The 17,607-nt window shown below is 71.3% G+C and carries 16 protein-coding genes, 1 other RNA gene and 1 pseudogene; 15 read left to right on the top strand and 3 right to left on the bottom strand.

Annotated elements, in window-relative coordinates; all coding sequences use genetic code 11:
* Positions 1-103: 103 nt before the first annotated feature.
* From V1260_RS02365 to smpB, 13 genes are all read left to right on the top strand, one after another.
* Entirely contained in the window at positions 104-1,330 is a 1,227-nt protein-coding gene (locus V1260_RS02365; protein ID WP_329745196.1) for a CpaF family protein, read from the top strand.
* Positions 1,327-2,199 carry a type II secretion system F family protein gene (locus V1260_RS02370; RefSeq protein WP_329745197.1) on the top strand — a complete coding sequence of 291 codons (873 nt, stop codon included), beginning with the start codon at positions 1,327-1,329 and terminating at the stop codon, positions 2,197-2,199. Before V1260_RS02365 ends, V1260_RS02370 begins: the two co-directional genes overlap by 4 nt.
* Positions 2,196-3,140, top strand: coding sequence for a type II secretion system F family protein (locus tag V1260_RS02375; RefSeq protein WP_329745198.1), 945 nt, complete (start codon positions 2,196-2,198; stop codon positions 3,138-3,140). The genes V1260_RS02370 and V1260_RS02375 overlap by 4 nt, the downstream gene beginning before the upstream one ends.
* A gap of 124 nt (positions 3,141-3,264) precedes the next feature.
* A complete protein-coding gene (locus V1260_RS02380; RefSeq protein WP_329745199.1) occupies positions 3,265-3,546 on the top strand; it encodes a hypothetical protein in 282 nt (93 codons plus the stop codon).
* A gap of 154 nt (positions 3,547-3,700) precedes the next feature.
* A complete protein-coding gene (locus V1260_RS02385) occupies positions 3,701-4,030 on the top strand; it encodes a pilus assembly protein (RefSeq protein WP_442878105.1) in 330 nt (109 codons plus the stop codon).
* Positions 4,027-4,470 (top strand): hypothetical protein, encoded by a 444-nt coding sequence (locus V1260_RS02390; RefSeq protein ID WP_329745200.1) that lies wholly within the window; start codon positions 4,027-4,029, stop codon positions 4,468-4,470. Before V1260_RS02385 ends, V1260_RS02390 begins: the two co-directional genes overlap by 4 nt.
* Positions 4,471-4,577: 107 nt before the next feature.
* A complete protein-coding gene (locus tag V1260_RS02395) occupies positions 4,578-4,985 on the top strand; it encodes a pilus assembly protein TadG-related protein (protein WP_329745201.1) in 408 nt (135 codons plus the stop codon).
* Complete coding sequence (locus tag V1260_RS02400) at positions 4,982-6,124, top strand: glycerate kinase (RefSeq protein ID WP_329745202.1); 1,143 nt, start codon at positions 4,982-4,984, stop codon at positions 6,122-6,124. The genes V1260_RS02395 and V1260_RS02400 overlap by 4 nt, the downstream gene beginning before the upstream one ends.
* A 26-nt stretch (positions 6,125-6,150) precedes the next feature.
* Positions 6,151-7,266, top strand: coding sequence for a peptide chain release factor 2 (gene prfB / locus V1260_RS02405; protein WP_329745203.1), 1,116 nt, complete (start codon positions 6,151-6,153; stop codon positions 7,264-7,266).
* Positions 7,267-7,540: 274 nt separating this feature from the next.
* Positions 7,541-8,572 carry a cell division ATP-binding protein FtsE gene (gene ftsE / locus V1260_RS02410; protein ID WP_329745204.1) on the top strand — a complete coding sequence of 344 codons (1,032 nt, stop codon included), beginning with the start codon at positions 7,541-7,543 and terminating at the stop codon, positions 8,570-8,572.
* Complete coding sequence (ftsX, locus tag V1260_RS02415; protein ID WP_329745205.1) at positions 8,569-9,486, top strand: permease-like cell division protein FtsX; 918 nt, start codon at positions 8,569-8,571, stop codon at positions 9,484-9,486. Before ftsE ends, ftsX begins: the two co-directional genes overlap by 4 nt.
* A gap of 2 nt (positions 9,487-9,488) precedes the next feature.
* Positions 9,489-10,802, top strand: a complete 1,314-nt coding sequence (locus V1260_RS02420; RefSeq protein WP_329745206.1) for a peptidoglycan DD-metalloendopeptidase family protein — start codon at positions 9,489-9,491, stop codon at positions 10,800-10,802.
* A 176-nt stretch (positions 10,803-10,978) separates the two neighbouring features.
* Positions 10,979-11,485, top strand: coding sequence for an SsrA-binding protein SmpB (gene smpB, locus V1260_RS02425; RefSeq protein WP_329745207.1), 507 nt, complete (start codon positions 10,979-10,981; stop codon positions 11,483-11,485).
* Between the two features lie 90 nt (positions 11,486-11,575).
* On the opposite strand, the gene V1260_RS02430 is transcribed toward smpB, so the two are convergent.
* Positions 11,576-12,175, bottom strand: coding sequence for a hypothetical protein (locus V1260_RS02430; RefSeq protein ID WP_329745208.1), 600 nt, complete (start codon positions 12,173-12,175; stop codon positions 11,576-11,578).
* A 205-nt stretch (positions 12,176-12,380) separates the two neighbouring features.
* Here V1260_RS02430 and ssrA point away from each other — a divergent pair.
* Positions 12,381-12,751: a transfer-messenger RNA gene (gene ssrA, locus V1260_RS02435) on the top strand.
* A gap of 162 nt (positions 12,752-12,913) precedes the next feature.
* Here ssrA and V1260_RS02440 read toward each other — a convergent pair.
* On the bottom strand, positions 12,914-14,941 hold the full coding sequence (locus V1260_RS02440) for a glycoside hydrolase family 3 protein (RefSeq protein ID WP_329745209.1): 2,028 nt from the start codon (positions 14,939-14,941) through the stop codon (positions 12,914-12,916).
* Positions 14,938-15,819, bottom strand: a complete 882-nt coding sequence (locus V1260_RS02445) for a sugar phosphate isomerase/epimerase family protein (protein ID WP_329745210.1) — start codon at positions 15,817-15,819, stop codon at positions 14,938-14,940. Before V1260_RS02445 ends, V1260_RS02440 begins: the two co-directional genes overlap by 4 nt.
* Positions 15,820-16,167: 348 nt before the next feature.
* Here V1260_RS02445 and V1260_RS02450 point away from each other — a divergent pair.
* Positions 16,168-17,595: pseudogene (locus V1260_RS02450) on the top strand (glycoside-pentoside-hexuronide (GPH):cation symporter).
* Positions 17,596-17,607: the final 12 nt, after the last annotated feature.

The raw sequence follows: 17,607 nt of genomic DNA on the forward strand, positions 1-17,607 counted from the left end.
CGGGGTGCGCGCGTCGCCCGGACCTGCTTAGGGTGGCCGAGGCGGTGCGCCGGCACCGCACGTCGGGAGCATGGAGTCCCGGCGCGGGGTGCGAGGGGACCGGATGGACGTCACTGCCGTCATCGAGAACGAGTCGCGAGAGCTGATCCGCAGGCGCGGGCTGGATGCCCGCGCGGATCAGCTCGAGCCGCTCATCCGCGAGGTGGTCGCCGACTACGACCGACGCTCCGCCTCCGGCGAGGTGCCCGTGCTGCGCGAACCCGACACGTTGGTCGCCGAGGTCGCCGCGCGCATCGGCGGCTTCGGCCCCCTCCAGGAACTCCTCGACGATCCGACGGTCGAGGAGATCTGGTTGAACTCGCCGAGCCAGGTCTTCCTCGCGCGCAACGGTCGCAGTGAGCTGACCACGATCGTGCTGAGCGACGACGAGGTGCGTGGCATCGTCGAGCGGATGCTGGTCAGCTCCGGTCGCCGCCTGGACATGTCCACGCCCTTCGTCGACGCGCTGCTGCCCGATGGATCGCGCCTCCATGTCGTGATCCCGAGCGTGACCCGCACCCACTGGGCCGTGAACATCCGCAAGTTCATCGCCCGCGCCCAGGACCTCGACGGCCTGGTCGCCCTCGGATCCCTCACGCAGCAGTCCGCTGACTTCCTGCACGCCGCCGTCGCCTCGGGCCTGAACATCATCACTTCCGGGGCGACAGGGGCGGGGAAGACCACCTTCCTCCGCTGCCTCGCGGGCTCCGTCGGCCCGCGGGAGCGGGTGGTCACCATCGAGGAGGTGTTCGAGCTCGACCTCCGCCTGCGCGACGTGGTCGCGATGCAGACCCGGCAGGCGAACCTCGAGGGGGCCGGCGAGATCTCGATGCGCCGCCTGGTGAAGGAGGCCCTGCGGATGCGGCCCAGTCGCGTGATCGTCGGCGAGGTGCGGGAGGCGGAATCGCTCGACATGCTGATCGCCCTCAACTCCGGCCTACCGGGCCTCGCCTCGATCCACGCGAACTCGGCGCGGGACGCCGTCGTGAAGCTGTGCACCCTCCCGCTGCTGGCGGGGGAGAACGTCTCCTCCCGCTTCGTGGTGCCGACGGTCGCGAGCGCCATCGACCTCGTCGTCCACCTCGACATCCTCCCCGACGGGCGGCGGCGGGTCCGGGAGATCGCCGGGCTGTCCGGACGCGTCGAGGACGAGACGATCGAGGTGAGCGACCTCTTCTCACTGCGCGGGGACCGGCTCGTGCGCGGCGACGGGCATCCTCCGCACGTCGAACGGTTCGCCCGGGCCGGGTACGACCTCACCGCGATCCTGCGCCGAGCGGAGGCGGCATGAGCGGCGGCGCCTTCCTCGGCCTCCTGGCGGGGCTGGGCCTCCTCGCGATCTGGTGGTCCCTGTGGGAGCAGGAGGGACGTCCCGAGCGCGAGGGACCCCTGCAGCGTCGCCTCGAGCGGATCCGGGAGGACCTGCTCGTCGTCGGGCTCGCGAGCGTCCCGCCGATCGCCGTGCCCGCGCTCAGCGTCGGCCTCGGCCTGGTGGCCGCCGCGATCCTCTGGGCGGTCTCGACGGCGGTCGTGCCCGCCCTCACCATCGGCTCCGTCGCCGCCGTGCTGCCGCCGGTGATCCTGCGCGGCGCCGCCCGCCGCCGGACCACCGCCCTGCGCGAGGTGTGGCCCGAGGCGGTGGACCACATCCATTCGGCGATCCGTGCCGGGCTGTCCCTCCCGGAGTCGCTCGTGCAGCTCAGCCGGAAGGGGCCCGAGCAGCTCCGTCCGGCGTTCCACGAGTTCTCCCTCGACTACCAGGCCACCGGGGACTTCGCCGTCTGCCTCGACCGGCTCAAGCATCGCCTCGCGGACCCCGTGGGGGATCGCATCGTCGAGGCGCTTCGGATCACCCGGGACGTCGGCGGCACCGACCTTGGCGGGCTGCTGCGCACCCTCTCCGCCTTCCTGCGCGAGGACGCCCGCACCCGCGCCGAGCTCGAAGCCCGCCAGTCCTGGACCGTCAACGCCGCCCGGCTCGCCCTCGCCGCACCGTGGATCGTGCTCGCCCTGATGTCGACCCGCCCCGAGGCGGCACAAGCCTACGACTCGCCCGCCGGGGTGGCGATGATCCTCGCCGGGGCCGGGATCTCGCTGCTCGCCTACCGGGTCATGATCCTCATCGCCCGCCTGCCGCAGGACGAGCGGGTGCTGCGATGACCGGTGCCACCCCGATGCTCGCCGGAGCCCTGCTCGGCCTCGTCCTCGGAACGGGTCTCGCGCTCCTCGCCGGCCAGCTGCCCTGGCTGCGCCGACGCGACCTCGCCGCCAGGATCGACCCCTACCTGCGCCGACCCGGCAGGAGCTCCCTCCTCGGGGCACCCCGGACGCCCGGCCGGGCGCGGGTCGTGGCGGAGAACCTCTTCGGCCCCGTCGCCGAGCGCACGATCGGCCTCCTCGAACGGCTCACCGGCGGCGCCGATCAGCTCGAGCGCCGACTGCGGCTCGCCGGACGCCGCACCTCCGTCGACTCCTTCCGTATCGAGCAGGTCGTCTGCGGTGTCCTCGGGATGGTGCTCGGCATCGCTATCGCCCTCGGGGCGATCACCCTGCGCGGCGCCGGCCCGCTGCTCGGCCTCGCCATCGTGATCCTCGGAGCTCTGACGGGCGTGCTCCTGCGCGACTACCTCCTGGGAGTGGAGATCACCCGACGTGCGAGCCGGATGGCCCGCGAATTCCCCACCATCGCGGACCTCCTCGCGCTCGCGGTCGCGGCCGGAGAGAGCCCGATCGCCGCGATGGAGCGGGTGGCCCGCACCTCGTCGGGCGCCCTGCCCGACGAATTCGCCGCCACCGTCGCCGACATCCGCGCGGGCACCACGGTCGCCCAGGCCCTCGCCTCCCTCGGCACCCGCACGCCCCTCCACGCGCTCGCCCGCTTCGGCGAGGGCGTGTCCATCGCGATCGAACGCGGAACACCCCTGGCCGAGGTGCTGCGCGCCCAGGCGCAGGACGCGCGCGAAGCGTCGAAGCGGGACCTCATGGAGATGGCGGGGCGGCGCGAGATCTACATGCTCGTCCCGGTCGTGTTCTTCGTGATGCCGCTCGTGATCGTGTTCGCCATCTTCCCCGGTCTCGCGGTCCTGGAGATCTCCCTGTGACCCCGCGCCGGCCCCTGTTCCCCGGCCGACCGCCAGGTCCGGACACCCGACCAGCCCCATACGACCGCAGCACCCCATCCCGACCGGGGGAACCCACCCCCGGTCCGACCTCCAGGAGGAGATCATGACCGTCCACCGCAACCGTCCGCTCCGTCGACCCGGCGCCGGCGGCGCCCCCGATGCCTGCGGCGTCACCGACCTCGCCGCCGCGAGCCCCACCCGCCGCCGCCACCTCGCCCAGCGACTCCTCGCCCGCCTGCGGGACGACAGCGGGGACGTGCCCGGGTGGGTGCTGATCACGTTGATGACTGCCGGGATCGTCGTCGCCCTGTGGGCCGTGGCATCCGACCAGATCGTGCGCATCTTCGAGAACGCGATGGCCCCGTTCCTCGGCGGCAGCCTCTGAGCGCGGACGGAACCACACCGTGTGCGCCTCCAGTTCCTCGTCCCGGGACGGTGCCGGTCCGTGCGTATCGACGCACGGGGCCGCGACCCGTGCGTCGGGAGGGATCCTCGCGCGGCTGAGGTCCGATCGCGGTGCGGCGGTCGTCGAGTTCCCGATGGTCGCGGTCCTGATCGTGCTGATCGGCCTCGCGATCATCCAGGCCTCGCTGATCGTCCACACCCGGAACTCGCTCGTCGACGCCGCGGTGCAGGGCGCCCACTTCGGGGCGCTCGCGGGATCCGATGCCGAGGACGGGGCGCAGCGTGCGGAGGAGCTCCTCGAGAGGCGCTACGGCGACGCCCTCGGCGCGGAGGCGACGGCTGTCCAGGACCCCGACGGGACGATCCACGTCCGCATCACCGCGACCCTCCCGCTGGTCGGTCTGCTCGGGCCGAGCGGGACGCTCGCCGTCGAGGGGCGCGCTCTCGACGAGGAGCAGTGGTGAACGCGGTCCGCCGCACGGCGCGGCGACTGCGCGAGGACCGCGGCAACGCCGTGGTGGAGTTCGTGGTGCTCTCCGCGGCGCTGCTCATCCCCAGCCTCTACCTCGTGCTGACGCTCGGGTCGGTGCAGGCCGCCGTCTTCGCCGCCGACACCATCTCGCGGGATGCCGCACGGATCCACGCGGTCGAGCCCGACCCGCAGATCGCCGCCGAACGCACCGCCCGGCATACCGATCTGGTCCTCGAGGACTTCGGCCTGGAGCCCGGGGACGTCGTGGAGATCCGCTGCTCCGAGGACCCCTGCTCGAGCCCGGGCGGGACCGTCGTCGCCACGGTCCGCATCCCCGTGCCCGTCCCCGGGCTGGGACCGATCCTCGGCGACGACGGGCCGATCACAGTCGGCGCCTCGCACTCCGTCCCCGTCGACATGCACCGCGCATGAGAGGCCGCCGCACCGCGACCCCCACACGGTCCCCGCATCCGCGAGACCGTCCGCTCCGCCGCGCCGCCCGGGCGCTCCGGCTCCGCCTCGCCGAGACGACCGGGTCGATGACCCTGCTCACGACGGGGGTGCTGGTCGTAGTCCTCATGGTCATCGGCGTCGGTACCGCCATCACCGGGGTGCAGCTCGAGCGGACCGCCCTGCAGCACGCCGCCGACGCCGCAGCGCTCGCCGGCTCCCAGGCCGTGGACCCCTCCCGGATCTACGACTCCTCCGACGGCCCCGTCATCCACCCCGGCTCCGCCCGTCGCGCGGCGCAGGACCACTTGGCGTCCTACCCGCTCGACTCCTCCCGCACCCACGATCTGCAGCTCGCCGACGTCTCCGTCGACGACGATGGCACCGTGCACGTGGTCCTCGCGGCGCGCACTGACCCGCCCCTGGCAGGATGGTTCACGCGCGGCACCGGCACCTCGGTCCCGCTGACCGTCGAAGGAGAGGCCAGATCGCGATGACCGCGCGCACCCTGCTGCTCGCCCCGGACAAGTTCAAGGGCTCCCTCACCGCCGCGGAGGTCGTCGGCGCCCTCTCCCGCGGGATCTCCGCGACCGCCCCGGAGATCCGGATCCTGGCCTGCCCCATCGCCGACGGCGGGGACGGCACCGTCGACGCCGCCGTCGCCGCCGGCGCGACCGCGGGCAGAGCGACCATCACGGGACCGACCGGCGCGAGGCACGAGACCACCTGGGCCCTCGACGGCGACACCGCCGTCCTCGAGCTCGCCGATGCCGTCGGCCTGAAGGCCCTCCCCGGCGGCACCCTCGCCCCGCAGACCGCCTCGACCCACGGGCTCGGAGAGCTGATCGCCGCGGCGATCGACGCCGGGGCGCGCCAGCTCGTCGTCGGCCTCGGAGGCAGCGCCTCGACCGATGCGGGGGCAGGGCTGCTGCAGGCGCTCGGCGCCCGTCTACTCACGGCCGACGGCGCCCCGATCGGCCCCGGACTCGCGGGACTGCGCGAGCTCGCCGAGGTCGACCTCGGCCCGGCCCGCGACCGGCTCCGAGGGATCGACCTCGTCGCCGCGAACGACGTCCAGAACCCGCTGCTCGGCCCGGAGGGGACCGCCGCGGTGTACGGACCGCAGAAGGGCCTCGGTCCGGAGGAGGTGCGGGAGGCCGACGCCGTGCTCGCGGCCGCCGCGGAGCTCCTCGACCCGGGGGCCGTCCACCGTGACGCTCCCGGAGCGGGGGCCGCCGGGGGAGCGGGCTTCGCCCTCCTGGTGCTCGGCGCCACCCAGCGCTCCGGCGCCGATGTCGTCCTCGAGCTCGCCAACTTCGACACCCGCCTGGAGGGTGCCGCCGTGGTGCTCACCGGTGAGGGGAGGCTCGACGCGCAGACCCTCCACGGCAAGGGGCCCGCGGAGGTCGCGCGCCGCGCCGTCGCCGCCGGCGCCGAGGTCCTCGCCGTCGCCGGGGCGATCGACCTCGACACCGCCCAGCTGCACGAGGCCGGGATCTCCCGCGCCTGGGACCTGCTCTCCCGCGCCGCGGACGTCCCCGACGCGATCGCCCGCGGCGAGGAGCTGCTCGAGCTCGTCGGCCGTGAGATCGGACGCTCCCTGTCCGGCGTCGCCCCGGAAACCCCCGGCCCCTGAGGGGCACTGCCGTAGACTCACCCCTTGTGACTTCCACCGACTTCTCCGCAGAGATCCCGCAGCTCCGATCGACCCTGTCCTCGATCGAGCAGGTGACGGACATCGACGCGCTCGACGCGAAGATCGCGGAGCTCGAGGAGCAGGCCTCCGCCCAGGACCTGTGGGACGACGTCGAGAACGCCCAGAAGGTCACCGCCGCACTCTCCCACGCACAGGCCGAGCGCCGCCGCATCAGCGAGCTCGCGAGCCGTATCGAGGACCTCGAGGTGATGGTCGAGCTCGCCGCCGAGGAGGACGACGCCGACACCCTCGCCGAGGCCGAGAAGGAACTGGTCTCCATCCACCGCACCCTCGACGAGCTCGAGGTGCGCACCCTCCTCGCCGGCGAGTACGACGAGCGCAACGCCGTCGTCACCATCCGCGCGGGCGCCGGCGGAGTGGACGCCGCGGACTTCGCCGAGATGCTCCTGCGCATGTACCTGCGCTGGGCCGAGCGGCACGGCTACCCGGCCAAGGTCATGGACACCTCCTACGCGGAAGAGGCGGGCCTGAAGTCCGTCACCTTCGAGGTCTCCGCCCCCTTCGCCTACGGCACCCTCTCCGTCGAGGGCGGCACGCACCGCCTGGTGCGCATCAGCCCCTTCGACAACCAGGGCCGCCGGCAGACCTCCTTCGCCGCGGTCGAGGTGATCCCCCTGATCGAGTCCACCGACTCCATCGAGATCCCCGAGAACGAGCTGAAGATCGACGTCTTCCGCTCCTCGGGCCCCGGCGGCCAGTCGGTCAACACCACCGACTCGGCGGTGCGCATGACCCACATCCCCACCGGCACCGTCGTGTCGATGCAGGACGAGAAGTCCCAGATCCAGAACCGCGCCGCGGCGCTGCGGGTCATGCAGTCCCGCCTGCTGCTGCTCAAGCGCGCCGAGGAGGCCGCCGAGCGCAAGGAACTCGCGGGCGACGTCAAGGCCAGCTGGGGCGACCAGATGCGCTCCTATGTCCTGAACCCGTACCAGATGGTGAAGGACCTGCGCACCGAGTACCAGGAGGGCAACCCCGCCTCGGTGTTCGACGGCGAGATCGACGAGTTCATCGACGCCGGCATCCGCTGGCGCGCCGGGCAGTCCAAGTCCGAGGACTGAGCCGACCCGAGCTCGGGCGTTCTCGTCGGACCGCGACCCCACCGGCCCACGAAGGTGCCGTCGGACCGAGACCCCACCGGACCGCCATCGCGTCGGCCCAGCACGGCGCCGACCCGTCGGCGGAGGGACCGGGCGGGCCGCGGAGCGCACGACGTGACCGGCCCCACCAGGCCTTGACCAGGTCTTGACCCGGATCCCGCATGCCCTGACCGTGTCCCGCCGCGGCGCGCCCCTACGCTGGAGTCGCTCGACACCCCCGATGTGACAGGTTCCCGTGATCCGTTTCGACAACGTCACCAAGACGTACATGCGCGGTCAGCACCCCGCGGTGGAGAATCTCGACATCGAGTTCTCCCGCGGGGAGTTCGTCTTCCTCGTCGGCGCCTCCGGGTCCGGCAAGTCGACCCTCATGCGCATGGTGCTCAAGGAGGTCGCCCCCACCCGCGGCACCGTCTACGTCGCCGGCAAGGACCTCTCCCGGATCCCGTCCTGGCGGGTGCCCGCCCTGCGCCGCGAGATCGGCATGGTGTTCCAGGACTTCCGCCTGCTGCCCTCGAAGACCGCCTACCAGAACATCGAGTTCGCCCTCGCGGTGATCGGCACCCCGCGCAAGATCGTGCGGCGCCTGGTCCCCGAGATGCTCGAGATGGTCGGTCTCGAGGACAAGGGCAAGCGGCTCCCGCACGAGCTCTCCGGCGGCGAGCAGCAGCGCGTCGCGATCGCCCGCGCCTACGTCAACCGCCCCTCGATCCTGCTGGCCGACGAGCCCACCGGCAACCTCGACCCCTCGACCGCCGAGGGCATTCTCGACCTGCTTGCGGAGATCAACGAGCGCGGCACCACCGTGGTCATGGCCACCCATGACCGGGCGGCGGTGGACCGCATGCGGCGCCGCGTCGTGGAGATGGTCGGCGGCGTCGTCGTGCGCGACGAAGACGAGGGCGGATACGACTCCGCCGAGGCCGTCTCGGTGATCTCCGGGAACCTCCCTGACGACTCGTCCCTGCGGGTCGAGGCGGAATCGGAGGACGAGCTGGTCGTCACGGTCGCGAGCCCGGACAGCGCAGAGGATCGAGCCGCGGACGAGCCCTCGGAGGCGGTCCGCGAGGACGATGAGGACCTCGATCGTCCGTCCGACGCAATCGACCTCTCGGACGAGGACGGTCGGACCCCCGGCACCGCGGAGCCGGAGGGCACGGACGTGCTCGACGAGGACCTGATCGACGAGCGCGCGTCCCGCCGCGAGCGGGACGCGGATGCCTTCGACGCGGACGCCTTCGACGAGGACGAGGAGGTCACCCGATGAGGGCCCGTTACATCCTCGGCGAGATCGTCTCGGGCCTGTGGCGGAACGTCTCGATGGTGATCTCGGTGGTCATCGTCACCGCCGTCTCGCTGACCTTCGTGGGCACCGGACTGCTGATGCAGAAGCAGATCATGGACATGAAGGCGACGCTCGTCGAGCAGTCGCAGGTGACGATCTTCCTGTGCTCCCCGCATTCGACCGCCGCCTCCTGCGCGGGCGGGGCGGCGACCGACGCCCAGATCGACTCGGTGCGCGAGGCGCTCGAGGGCGACGTGCTCTCGGAGTACGTCGCCTCCTACGACGAACGCTCCCAGGAGGAGGCGCTCGCGATCTACCAGGAGCAGTTCGCGGGGGAGGGGTTCGTCTCGAACTTCACCGCCGAGGACATGCCCGTCTCCTTCCACATCACCCTGCAGGACGCCGACGACTCCGCGGCGGTGGTCGAGTTCTTCCAGGGCCGCGACGGCGTGGACGAGGTCACCGACCTCCTGAGCACATACGCCCCCTTCATCGACGTCCTCAACCAGTCCACCCTCTTCGCCCTCGGGCTCGCGGTGCTGATGCTGATCGCGGCGGTGCTGCTCGTGGCCACGACCATCCGGATGTCGGTCGCGAACCGGCGCCGCGAGATCGCGATCATGCGCCTGGTGGGTGCCTCCAATGTCTTCATCCGGCTGCCCTTCCTGCTGGAGGGTGCCGTCGCCGCGATCATCGGCGGCCTGATCGCCTCGGGGATGCTCTGGGTGGGCCTCGAGTACATCGTCGCCCGCTGGCTCGCGCCCACCCTCGGGGAGCAGCTGATCACGGTCTCCACCGCGGACCTCCTCTGGGCGGCCCCGACCCTGGTCGTCCTCGGGGCGGTGCTGTCGATCGCCTCCTCCGTGGTCTCCCTCAACCGACATCTGAAGGTGTGAGCATGCTCCTGCGCCGTCTGCACCGTCCGCTGTCCCTCCTCGCCGTCGGCGCGCTCCTGGTCGTGCCCGCGCTGGGCCTGCCCGGTTCCGCCTGGGCCGCCCCCACCAAGGAGGACAAGATCGCCGAGCGCGAGAGCGTCGACCAGCAGCTCGAGGACCTCCGCCTCGAGCTCGAGGGCGTCAACGACGATCTCGCCTCCACCTATCTCGCCCTCGCCGAGACCGAGCTGCAGATCCCGATCGCCCAGCAGGACCTCGAGGACGCCCAGGCCGAGCTCGCGGCGGCCCAGGAGGACGACCGCGTCACCGGCGAGCGCCTCGCGGCCGCCGAGGAGGCGGAGGCCGAGCTCTCGGGCGAGGTCGAGGACGGCCAGGTCGAGGTCGACCGCAGCGACGAGGAGCTGTCGCAGATCGCGCTCGAGGCGTACAAGGGCGGGGGCCTGCCCAACCCCTCGACCATCTACTTCGGGGGCGAGGAGCCGCAGGACGCGGTGGACCGCTCCATGAACTACCGCCTGACCCTGGCTTCCCAGGGCACCCGCCTCGACGATCTCCGCAGCGACCAGGCGGTCACGGAGAACTCCGCGGACCGCCTCGAGGCCGTCCGCGAGGAGATCGCGGATCTGAAGATCGAGGCGGAGGCGGCGGTCGCCCGCACCGAGGCCGCCGAGCAGGCAGCGGCCGACGCGAAGGCCGACCTCGACGCCCTGTACGCCACGCAGATCACCCAGCGCGACGACCTCGAGACGAAGAAGGCGCAGTACGAGGGGGACGTCTCCACCCTGGAGACCCGCAGCTCGACCCTCGACTCGGAGATCGAGGAGCTCGCCCGTCAGGAGCGCGAGCGGGCCGAGCGGGAGGCCGCCGCCGCGAAGAAGAGCTCGAGCAGCGGTGGCGGCGGCGGGTCGTCGTCCTCGAGCTCGAGCGGCTGGGTGCGCCCCGTGGATGCCCGCCTGAACTCCAACTTCGGCTGGCGGGTCCATCCGATCTACGGCACGCGCAAGCTGCACGCGGGCGTGGACTTCCCCGTTGCCTGCGGCGTGCCCGTCGGAGCCGCGCACTCCGGCCGCGTGATCGCCCGCACCTACAACAGCGGTGCGGGCAACAAGATCATCCTCAGCCACGGCATCCAGAACGGGAAGCTGATCACCACCAGCTACCACCACCTGCAGGGCTTCGCGCTGCCGGTCGGGGCGGAGGTTTCCGCCGGGGACACGGTCGGCTACGTCGGCACGACCGGTTCCTCGACCGGCTGCCACCTGCATTTCGAGGTCCACGAGGACGGCAACGCCGTCAATCCGACGAAGTACATCTGAGACCGGGTCGGGCCGCGAGCCGACGCACCGCAGCGGAGCGCTGCCTCGCGAGCGGGGCGCGCCATATTCCCTCGCCCCGCCGCTGACTGGCGCGTAAGCTGGGGGATCCGGTCCGGGCGGGGAGGCATCCCGCGGCACCGGCACCGACCACCACGAGGATCCGCGAGGAGGGACCCATGTCCGCGAAGAAGGGCGCTGCGAAGAAGTCCGCGGCGGACGACGGCCCCCAGAAGAAGCTGATCACCTCGAACAAGCGAGCTCGTCACGACTACTTCATCGACCACACGTGGGAGGCGGGCATCGTCCTGACCGGCACCGAGGTGAAGTCGCTGCGGGATCGGGGAGCCTCGCTGATCGACGGTTACTGCTATGTCGAGGGTGGCGAGGTGTGGATGGACAACGCCCACATCGCCCCCTACGTGAAGGGGACCTGGACCAACCACGCCGCGCGGCGCAAGCGCAAGCTCCTGCTGAACAAGCGGGAGATCGAGAAGCTCGCGAGCCAGTCCCGCGAGAAGGGCTACACGATCGTGCCGCTCGAGATGTACTTCCTCGGCTCGCACGCGAAGGTGCTCATCGGCCTCGCCCGCGGCAAGAAGGAATGGGACAAGCGCCAGACCCTCCGCGAGAAGCAGGACATGCGCGAGGCGCAACGCGCCATGCGCCAGCGCGAGATCGCCTGACCCCGGTCGTCGACCGCGGGGCTGCAGCCGACGCGAGCCCCTCTCGGAGGGGTCGCCCGCGGTGCCCGGAGGGTTCGGCCCGACGCCGGCTCAGACGCCGGATCGTTCCGACGGCTCCGCGGCCCCGAGGTCCCGCCGCTCCAGCCGGGCGACCAGTTGGCGGCTCGACGCGAGGAGGCCCTGATCGGCGACGCCCAGACGCTCCCGCATCAGCAGCGCCCGGCGCGCGTCCTCGAGCGCCGCGTCCCACAACCGGGCGGCGGCACGGGGCCGGTCCGCGGCCTGCTCCGCCCGGGCGTGCTCGAAGCGATTCTTCGCGCGGTGCTGGAAGACGCTCGCGAGCGCCGACAGCGAGGACGGCGAGGTCGGGTCCTCGAACCCGGTTTCCTCGGCGGCGAGGTCCATCTGTTCCTCGGCCGCGAGGAAGGCTCCCTGCCACTGCAGTACCTGCGCATAGCGGGTGCGGCGCACCGCTCGCATCACCGGCGACAGCCCCGACTGATCGAGGGCCCGCCTCCCCGCGGCGGCGGCCTCGTCGAGCCGGCCCACGATGCGCAGACCGGCCACCGTGCGCGGATCCTCGGGGTTCTCGGCGCACCAGCTCGCGAGGGCTGCGGGATCCGCGACGGTCTCCCGCAGGGTCTCGGGGTCGATCTCGATCCGCATCCCGGCCATCTCGAAGCTGCTCATCGCGTCATCATCGGCGCGGAGGACTGCCTGGTCCAGCCCCCGGCGCTTCGCCGTGAGCTGAGGGATATTCGCTTCTGTCCGTCGGTGGGGCGCGGTAGACTAGATCCACGGCGTTCCCCCGGGGGCGCCCGTGGGTGATTGACAACCGAAGAGTGAGTGCAGGACGGCCATCAGGCCGTCACGATAGTCATGCCTTCCCACGCCAGGGGCCGATCGGTTTCGACGGTAGTTGTCCAGCGAGGGGAAGCGGGCCGAGAATCCAGAGTCATCTCGTAAACGTTCTCTGGAAACCAATAAGTGCCGAACCCAAGCGCACTGACTTCGCTCTCGCTGCCTGATCAGCGTTAGCAGTCTGGAACCCCGGGGGTGCTCCTGACCCGGATCGTTCCATCAGCTAAGGAGCCACTGCTGCCGACCCTGGTCACCGGGGAAGGATGAACACCTCAGAGTGACTGAGTCCGTCGACGACGTGTCCGTGCGAGCGTCGGGACTGAGAACACGTTTTCGCGGACTGCGCCCGGAGAAGCCCTGGCTTCGCACTATCGGACGCGGGTTCGATTCCCGCCGGCTCCACGCTGCACTCACCGACGAGAGGCCCCCTCACCTGCGCTGATGCGCGGGGGAGGGGGCCTCTCGCGTTCCTGTACCCACTATGTACCCACGCGGTGAGCACAACAGCGCCGCCACGTCCCCGCCCTCTCGGCGAGGTGAGGGCGGGGGCGTGGCGGAGGAGCCGGCTCAGCCCTCGTAGCCGAGGCCGTGGCCGAGCTCGTAGCGGTTGCCGTCCGCGTCGACGTACACGTACGGGCGGCCGTCCATGTGCTGCTCCTTGGCGAAGCCGGGGACGTCGTTCGGCGAGGCGCAGCGGCCTTCCGTATCGATGGCTATGGCCTCCGCGCAGATCGGGAAGGTGATCGGCAGGCGGCCACTGGGGGAGAACGCCCCGAAGACCGCGTCGACGATCGCGTCCCAGTCGGTGTCGAAGCCGATCAGCAGGGCATCCGCGAGCGGCTCGACCCCGTCGAGCAGCCAGGGGAACTTCGCGTTGAGCCCCACGACGAGGATGCCAACGCTCTCGCGGATCCGCCGCACCTTCTCGAGGTCCACGTGCGAGTGCTCGTCGATCGCGAGGTCCCCGATGCCGACGAACTCGAAGTAGCTGCCGATGAACGGGGCCATGAGCACGATCGCCACGTCCGCGCCGCGGTGGTCGGTGGTGAACTCGACCTCGGGGTGGGCGGCGGCGATCCGGGACCGCAGGGCGTCGAGCTCCTTGACCCGCAGGTCGCGGGCGAACAGCTCGAGGTAGACGCGCTTCCCGGAGAGGTCCGCGGCGGCCAGCGGCAGGGTCGCGGCGCGGTTCTTGGCGAGCACCACCGAACGACGGTGGGCCTCCTGTGCCGCGGCGACGGCCTCAGCGTTCGCGACCACCTCGTCGGCCCGCTCGGGATCGACGTAGGGATTCTCGAACAGGCCCAGCGCGAACAGCTCCGCTAGCAGGAGCCGAGCGGCCTCGTCGAGGCGCTGCGTGGTGAACTCGCCGGCGAGGTACGCCTCGCGCACGGAGGCGACGTCATTGGTGTCGGCGAACATGTCGGTCCCTGCCATGACGGCGCGGCCGACGCGCTCGGGGGTCGTGAGGTCCTCGACGCCCCAGGCCATCTTCGAGAGCACACCCGAGTCGGAGTTGATGTAGCCGCGGTGGCCCATGCTCCGCAGCAGGCCCAGGATCTCCCGGTTGAAGGCGAAGCCGACCTGCTCGAAGTCGGTGACCCGGCCCTGCGGGGTCGCGGACTTCTCGGCCGACGGGATCGCGTAGTACGGCATCACCGAGGCGGTGCCGGCGTCGATCGCGGCCTGGAAGGGCGGCAGGTGGTACTCCTCGAGGGAGCCCTCGGTCGGATAGATGTTGAAACGGCCCTCGGCGTAGTGGGGGTCGGTGCCGTTCTCGCGGGCGCCGCCGCCGGGGAAGTGCTTCGTGGTCAGCGCCACGCCGTCCGCCTCGAGGCCGTCCTCGCCCTGGAAGGTGCGCACGATGGTGCCGATCGCCGCGGCGACGAAGCGGGGGTCCTCGCCGAAGGTGCCGTGGCCGCGGAACCAGCGCGGGTCGGTGAAGACGTCCGCCATGTACATGTAGCCCTTGCGCAGCCCGGAGGCCGCCCACTCGGCTCGCGAGTGCCGGGCGAAGGACTCGATGAGCTCGAGGGAGCCGGTCGCCGCGAGCCCGAGGGTCCCGGGCCACTGGGCGAAGGGCTGGTCCTCGGGGGTGCCGCCCATCTTGAAGCCGCCGGCCTCGTTCTTCGAGTTCGCCGCGACGAGGACGGGGATGCCGAAGCGGGTCTGCTCGGCGACCTCGTTCATCGTGTTGATCCAGGTCGCGATGCGAGCGCCCGTGGGCTCTTCGCGCATGATGAAGTGCCGCATGTGCTTCTCGGCGATCATCTCGGTGGTGCCCTCGAAGGGGATCCCGGCGCTGGTGTGCGGGTCGAGCTTTATCGGCAGGTGCTGCTCGTCGAGGACGCCGTCGTGGCTGGTGAAGTCCTTGTTGTGCTGCGAGATGCCCATGGGGCGCGAGGAGATGACCATCAGGCCGATCTTCTCGTCGGGCGCCATGCGGGCCACGAGATCGGCGGCGCGCTCGGCGGGGGAGAGGCGCCAGTCCTCGAAGGGGCTCAGCGCGCCGTCGGCGTCGAGGTCGCGGAAGCGCAGCCCGTCGACCTCGAGGATCGACTTGTGGCGGCTGGAGAGGTGGGGCTGAGCGGTCACGCGGGCTCCGATCCGGTCAGGAGGGACTCGTATCCGAGGGAGACGAGGTGGGCGCGGGAGTCGGCCAGGGACGCGAAGATGTCCCGGCCGTAGGTCTGGTCCTGCTCGATGAGGAAGTGCTGGGCGCCGGCGGCGATGCCCTGCTCGATGATCGGGCCCCAGTCGAGCGTCCCCGAGCCGACCTCCGCGAACTGCACGATCGAGCCCGACCAGAACTCGCCCCAGGCGCCGCGGTCCCCGGCCTCGACGGCGTCGAGCACCTCCGCGGGCGGGAGCACGATGCGGTAGTCCTTCAGATGCACCAGGTCGAGGACGCCGTCGAAGGCGGCGAGGGTGCGCTGCGGGTCGCGGCCGCCGCGCTGGACCCAGTGGCAGTCGATCTCGAAGCGCAGGTGCGGGGCCTGCTCGCGCAGCCGCTCGAGGACGGTGCGACCCTCGAGCCGGGCGAACTCGACATGGTGGTTGTGATAGCTGAGGGAGAGGCCCAGCGCGGCGAAGCGCTGCGCGTACTCGTCGACCTCGCGGGCGAAGGCGTCGATCGCCTCGGCGGAGCGCATGGCAGGCAGCGGCATCATCCCGATGCGGAGCATCGAGGTGCCGAGGCGACGGGCGTGCTCGACGTGCAGGTCGAAGTGCTGCTCGAGGGTGAGGTCCTCGCTCCCGGCGGGGGCGGAGGTCTTCGCGGAGATCGCGGCGTACTCGATGCCGAGCTGCTCGCGGGCGGTCTCCATGTCGGCGACGTTCTGCTCGGTCATGGGGATCTGGGAGACCTCCACGACCTGGAAGCCCGATTCGCTCACCTGCTCGAGCACGGGCAGAACGCCCTCGCGGGCGATGTGGTCCTTGAGCATCATGAGCTGGATCCCGATGCGGGCCATGCGAACCTCCTGGGGGTGAGGGGGGAAGTCGCCCCGGGACGGCGCGCTCCGTCCACGACGCCACCGTACGGCGTGCCGTCGCCGCGATCGCGGTCTTCCCGTCCGTTGCCGAGGAGCGCCCAGAGAGCGGAGTGCACCCCGGGAGGATGCCGCCGGTTGCCATCCCGCACGGGCCGGGATGAGGTGCGATGTGAGCGGCGTCGCAATGTGCTGACGATCTCGCTGGAAACTGTGGCAACCCGTGACAACTGGGTGAGGGGGCATCTGCGCTCTGGGAGCGTCCTCCGCAACGGCAAGGGCGCCTCCCCGAGCACACCCCGCTCGAGAGCTCCCGGATCAAGGATGATGATGAGCACCACTTCGAACACCGCACCCCAGGCCGCGTCGGCCCGCGGCCTGCAGCGGCTGAACCCGCTGAACTACGTCGCGTACGCCGGCGGTGACGCGGCGAACAACCTCGCCTTCTCCCTGGCGATGTCCTTCCTCGCGGTCTACCTCACCGACGTCGCGCAGATCGGCCCCGCGGTCGTGGGCCTCATGTTCCTGCTGATGCGCGCGGTCGACGCCGTCACCGACGTGCTCATGGGCTCCCTGATCGACCGCACCAGCACCCGATTCGGCAAGTTCCGACCCTGGATCCTCGCCGGCTCCGTGCCCCTCGTGGTCCTCGCGATCCTGAACTTCGCGATGCCCGCGTCGCTCTACGGCACCGCGGCCGGCGTCGCCTGGGCCTTCATCATGTACTTCCTGATGGGGTCGGTCGCCTACACCTCGGTGAACATCCCCTACGGCTCGCTCGCCGCCGCGATGACCGACAACCGCGCCGAGCGCTCGCGCCTCGCCGTCGCCCGGTCGGTCGGCTCGGCCCTGATGCAGATCGTCGTGGCCCTCGCGATCGCCCCGGCGATCAACTCCTTCCGCGGCGATCCCGCCGGGCTGCAGAACGCGATCCTCACCGCGCTGATCCCCCTCGGCGTCCTCGCGATCGCCCTCTACGTCTTCCTCTTCCTCACCGCGCGCGAGAACGTGCAGCGCTCCGTGGACCGGGTGAGCCTGCGGGCGAGCGTGGCCACCATCGCCTCGAACCGAGCGCTGCAGATGCTCGCCCTGTCCTCCGTCCTGATGCTGGTCGGCGTCTTCGGCGCCTCGGGCATGATGGCGTACTACGCCCGCGACGTGCTCGGGAACGCGACGCTCATCGCGGTGAACCAGGTGCTCATGTCCGGCGCGATCCTCGTGACCGGCGCGTTCATCCCGGTCCTCGCCAAGAAGCTCGGCAAGCCGCGGCTGTTCCAGGTCGCCGGGGTCGTCGGCATCGTCGCCGGTGTGCTGCTGTTCCTCGCCTCGCAGGAGCTCGTGTGGCTCGCCTTCGTCGGCTTCGGGCTCTTCGGCATCGCGAACAGCACGGCCAACACCCTCATGTGGAACATGGAGGCGGACTCCGTCGAGTACGGCGAGTGGAAGACCGGCATCCGCAACGAGGGCACCACCTACGCGGTGTTCTCCTTCGTGCGGAAATGCTCGCAGGCCCTCGGTGGCGCGGTGGGCCTGTGAATCCTGGGCTGGTTCGGCTACGACGGCACCGCCGCCGCGCAGAGCGCCGAGACGATCTTCGGCATCAACGTGGCCACGGGCCTGCTGCCCGCCGTCTCGATGGTCCTCGCGATCGTGGTCATGCACTTCTACCCGATGAGCGATGCCAAGCACCGCGAGATCCTCGCCGAGCTCGAGAGCCGGGGCGAGAAGCCCACCGAGGAGACCTCGGCGCAGGGCTGACGCCGCCCCTCG

Source organism: Brachybacterium sp. J144 (assembly GCF_036321705.1).
GTDB lineage: Bacteria > Actinomycetota > Actinomycetes > Actinomycetales > Dermabacteraceae > Brachybacterium.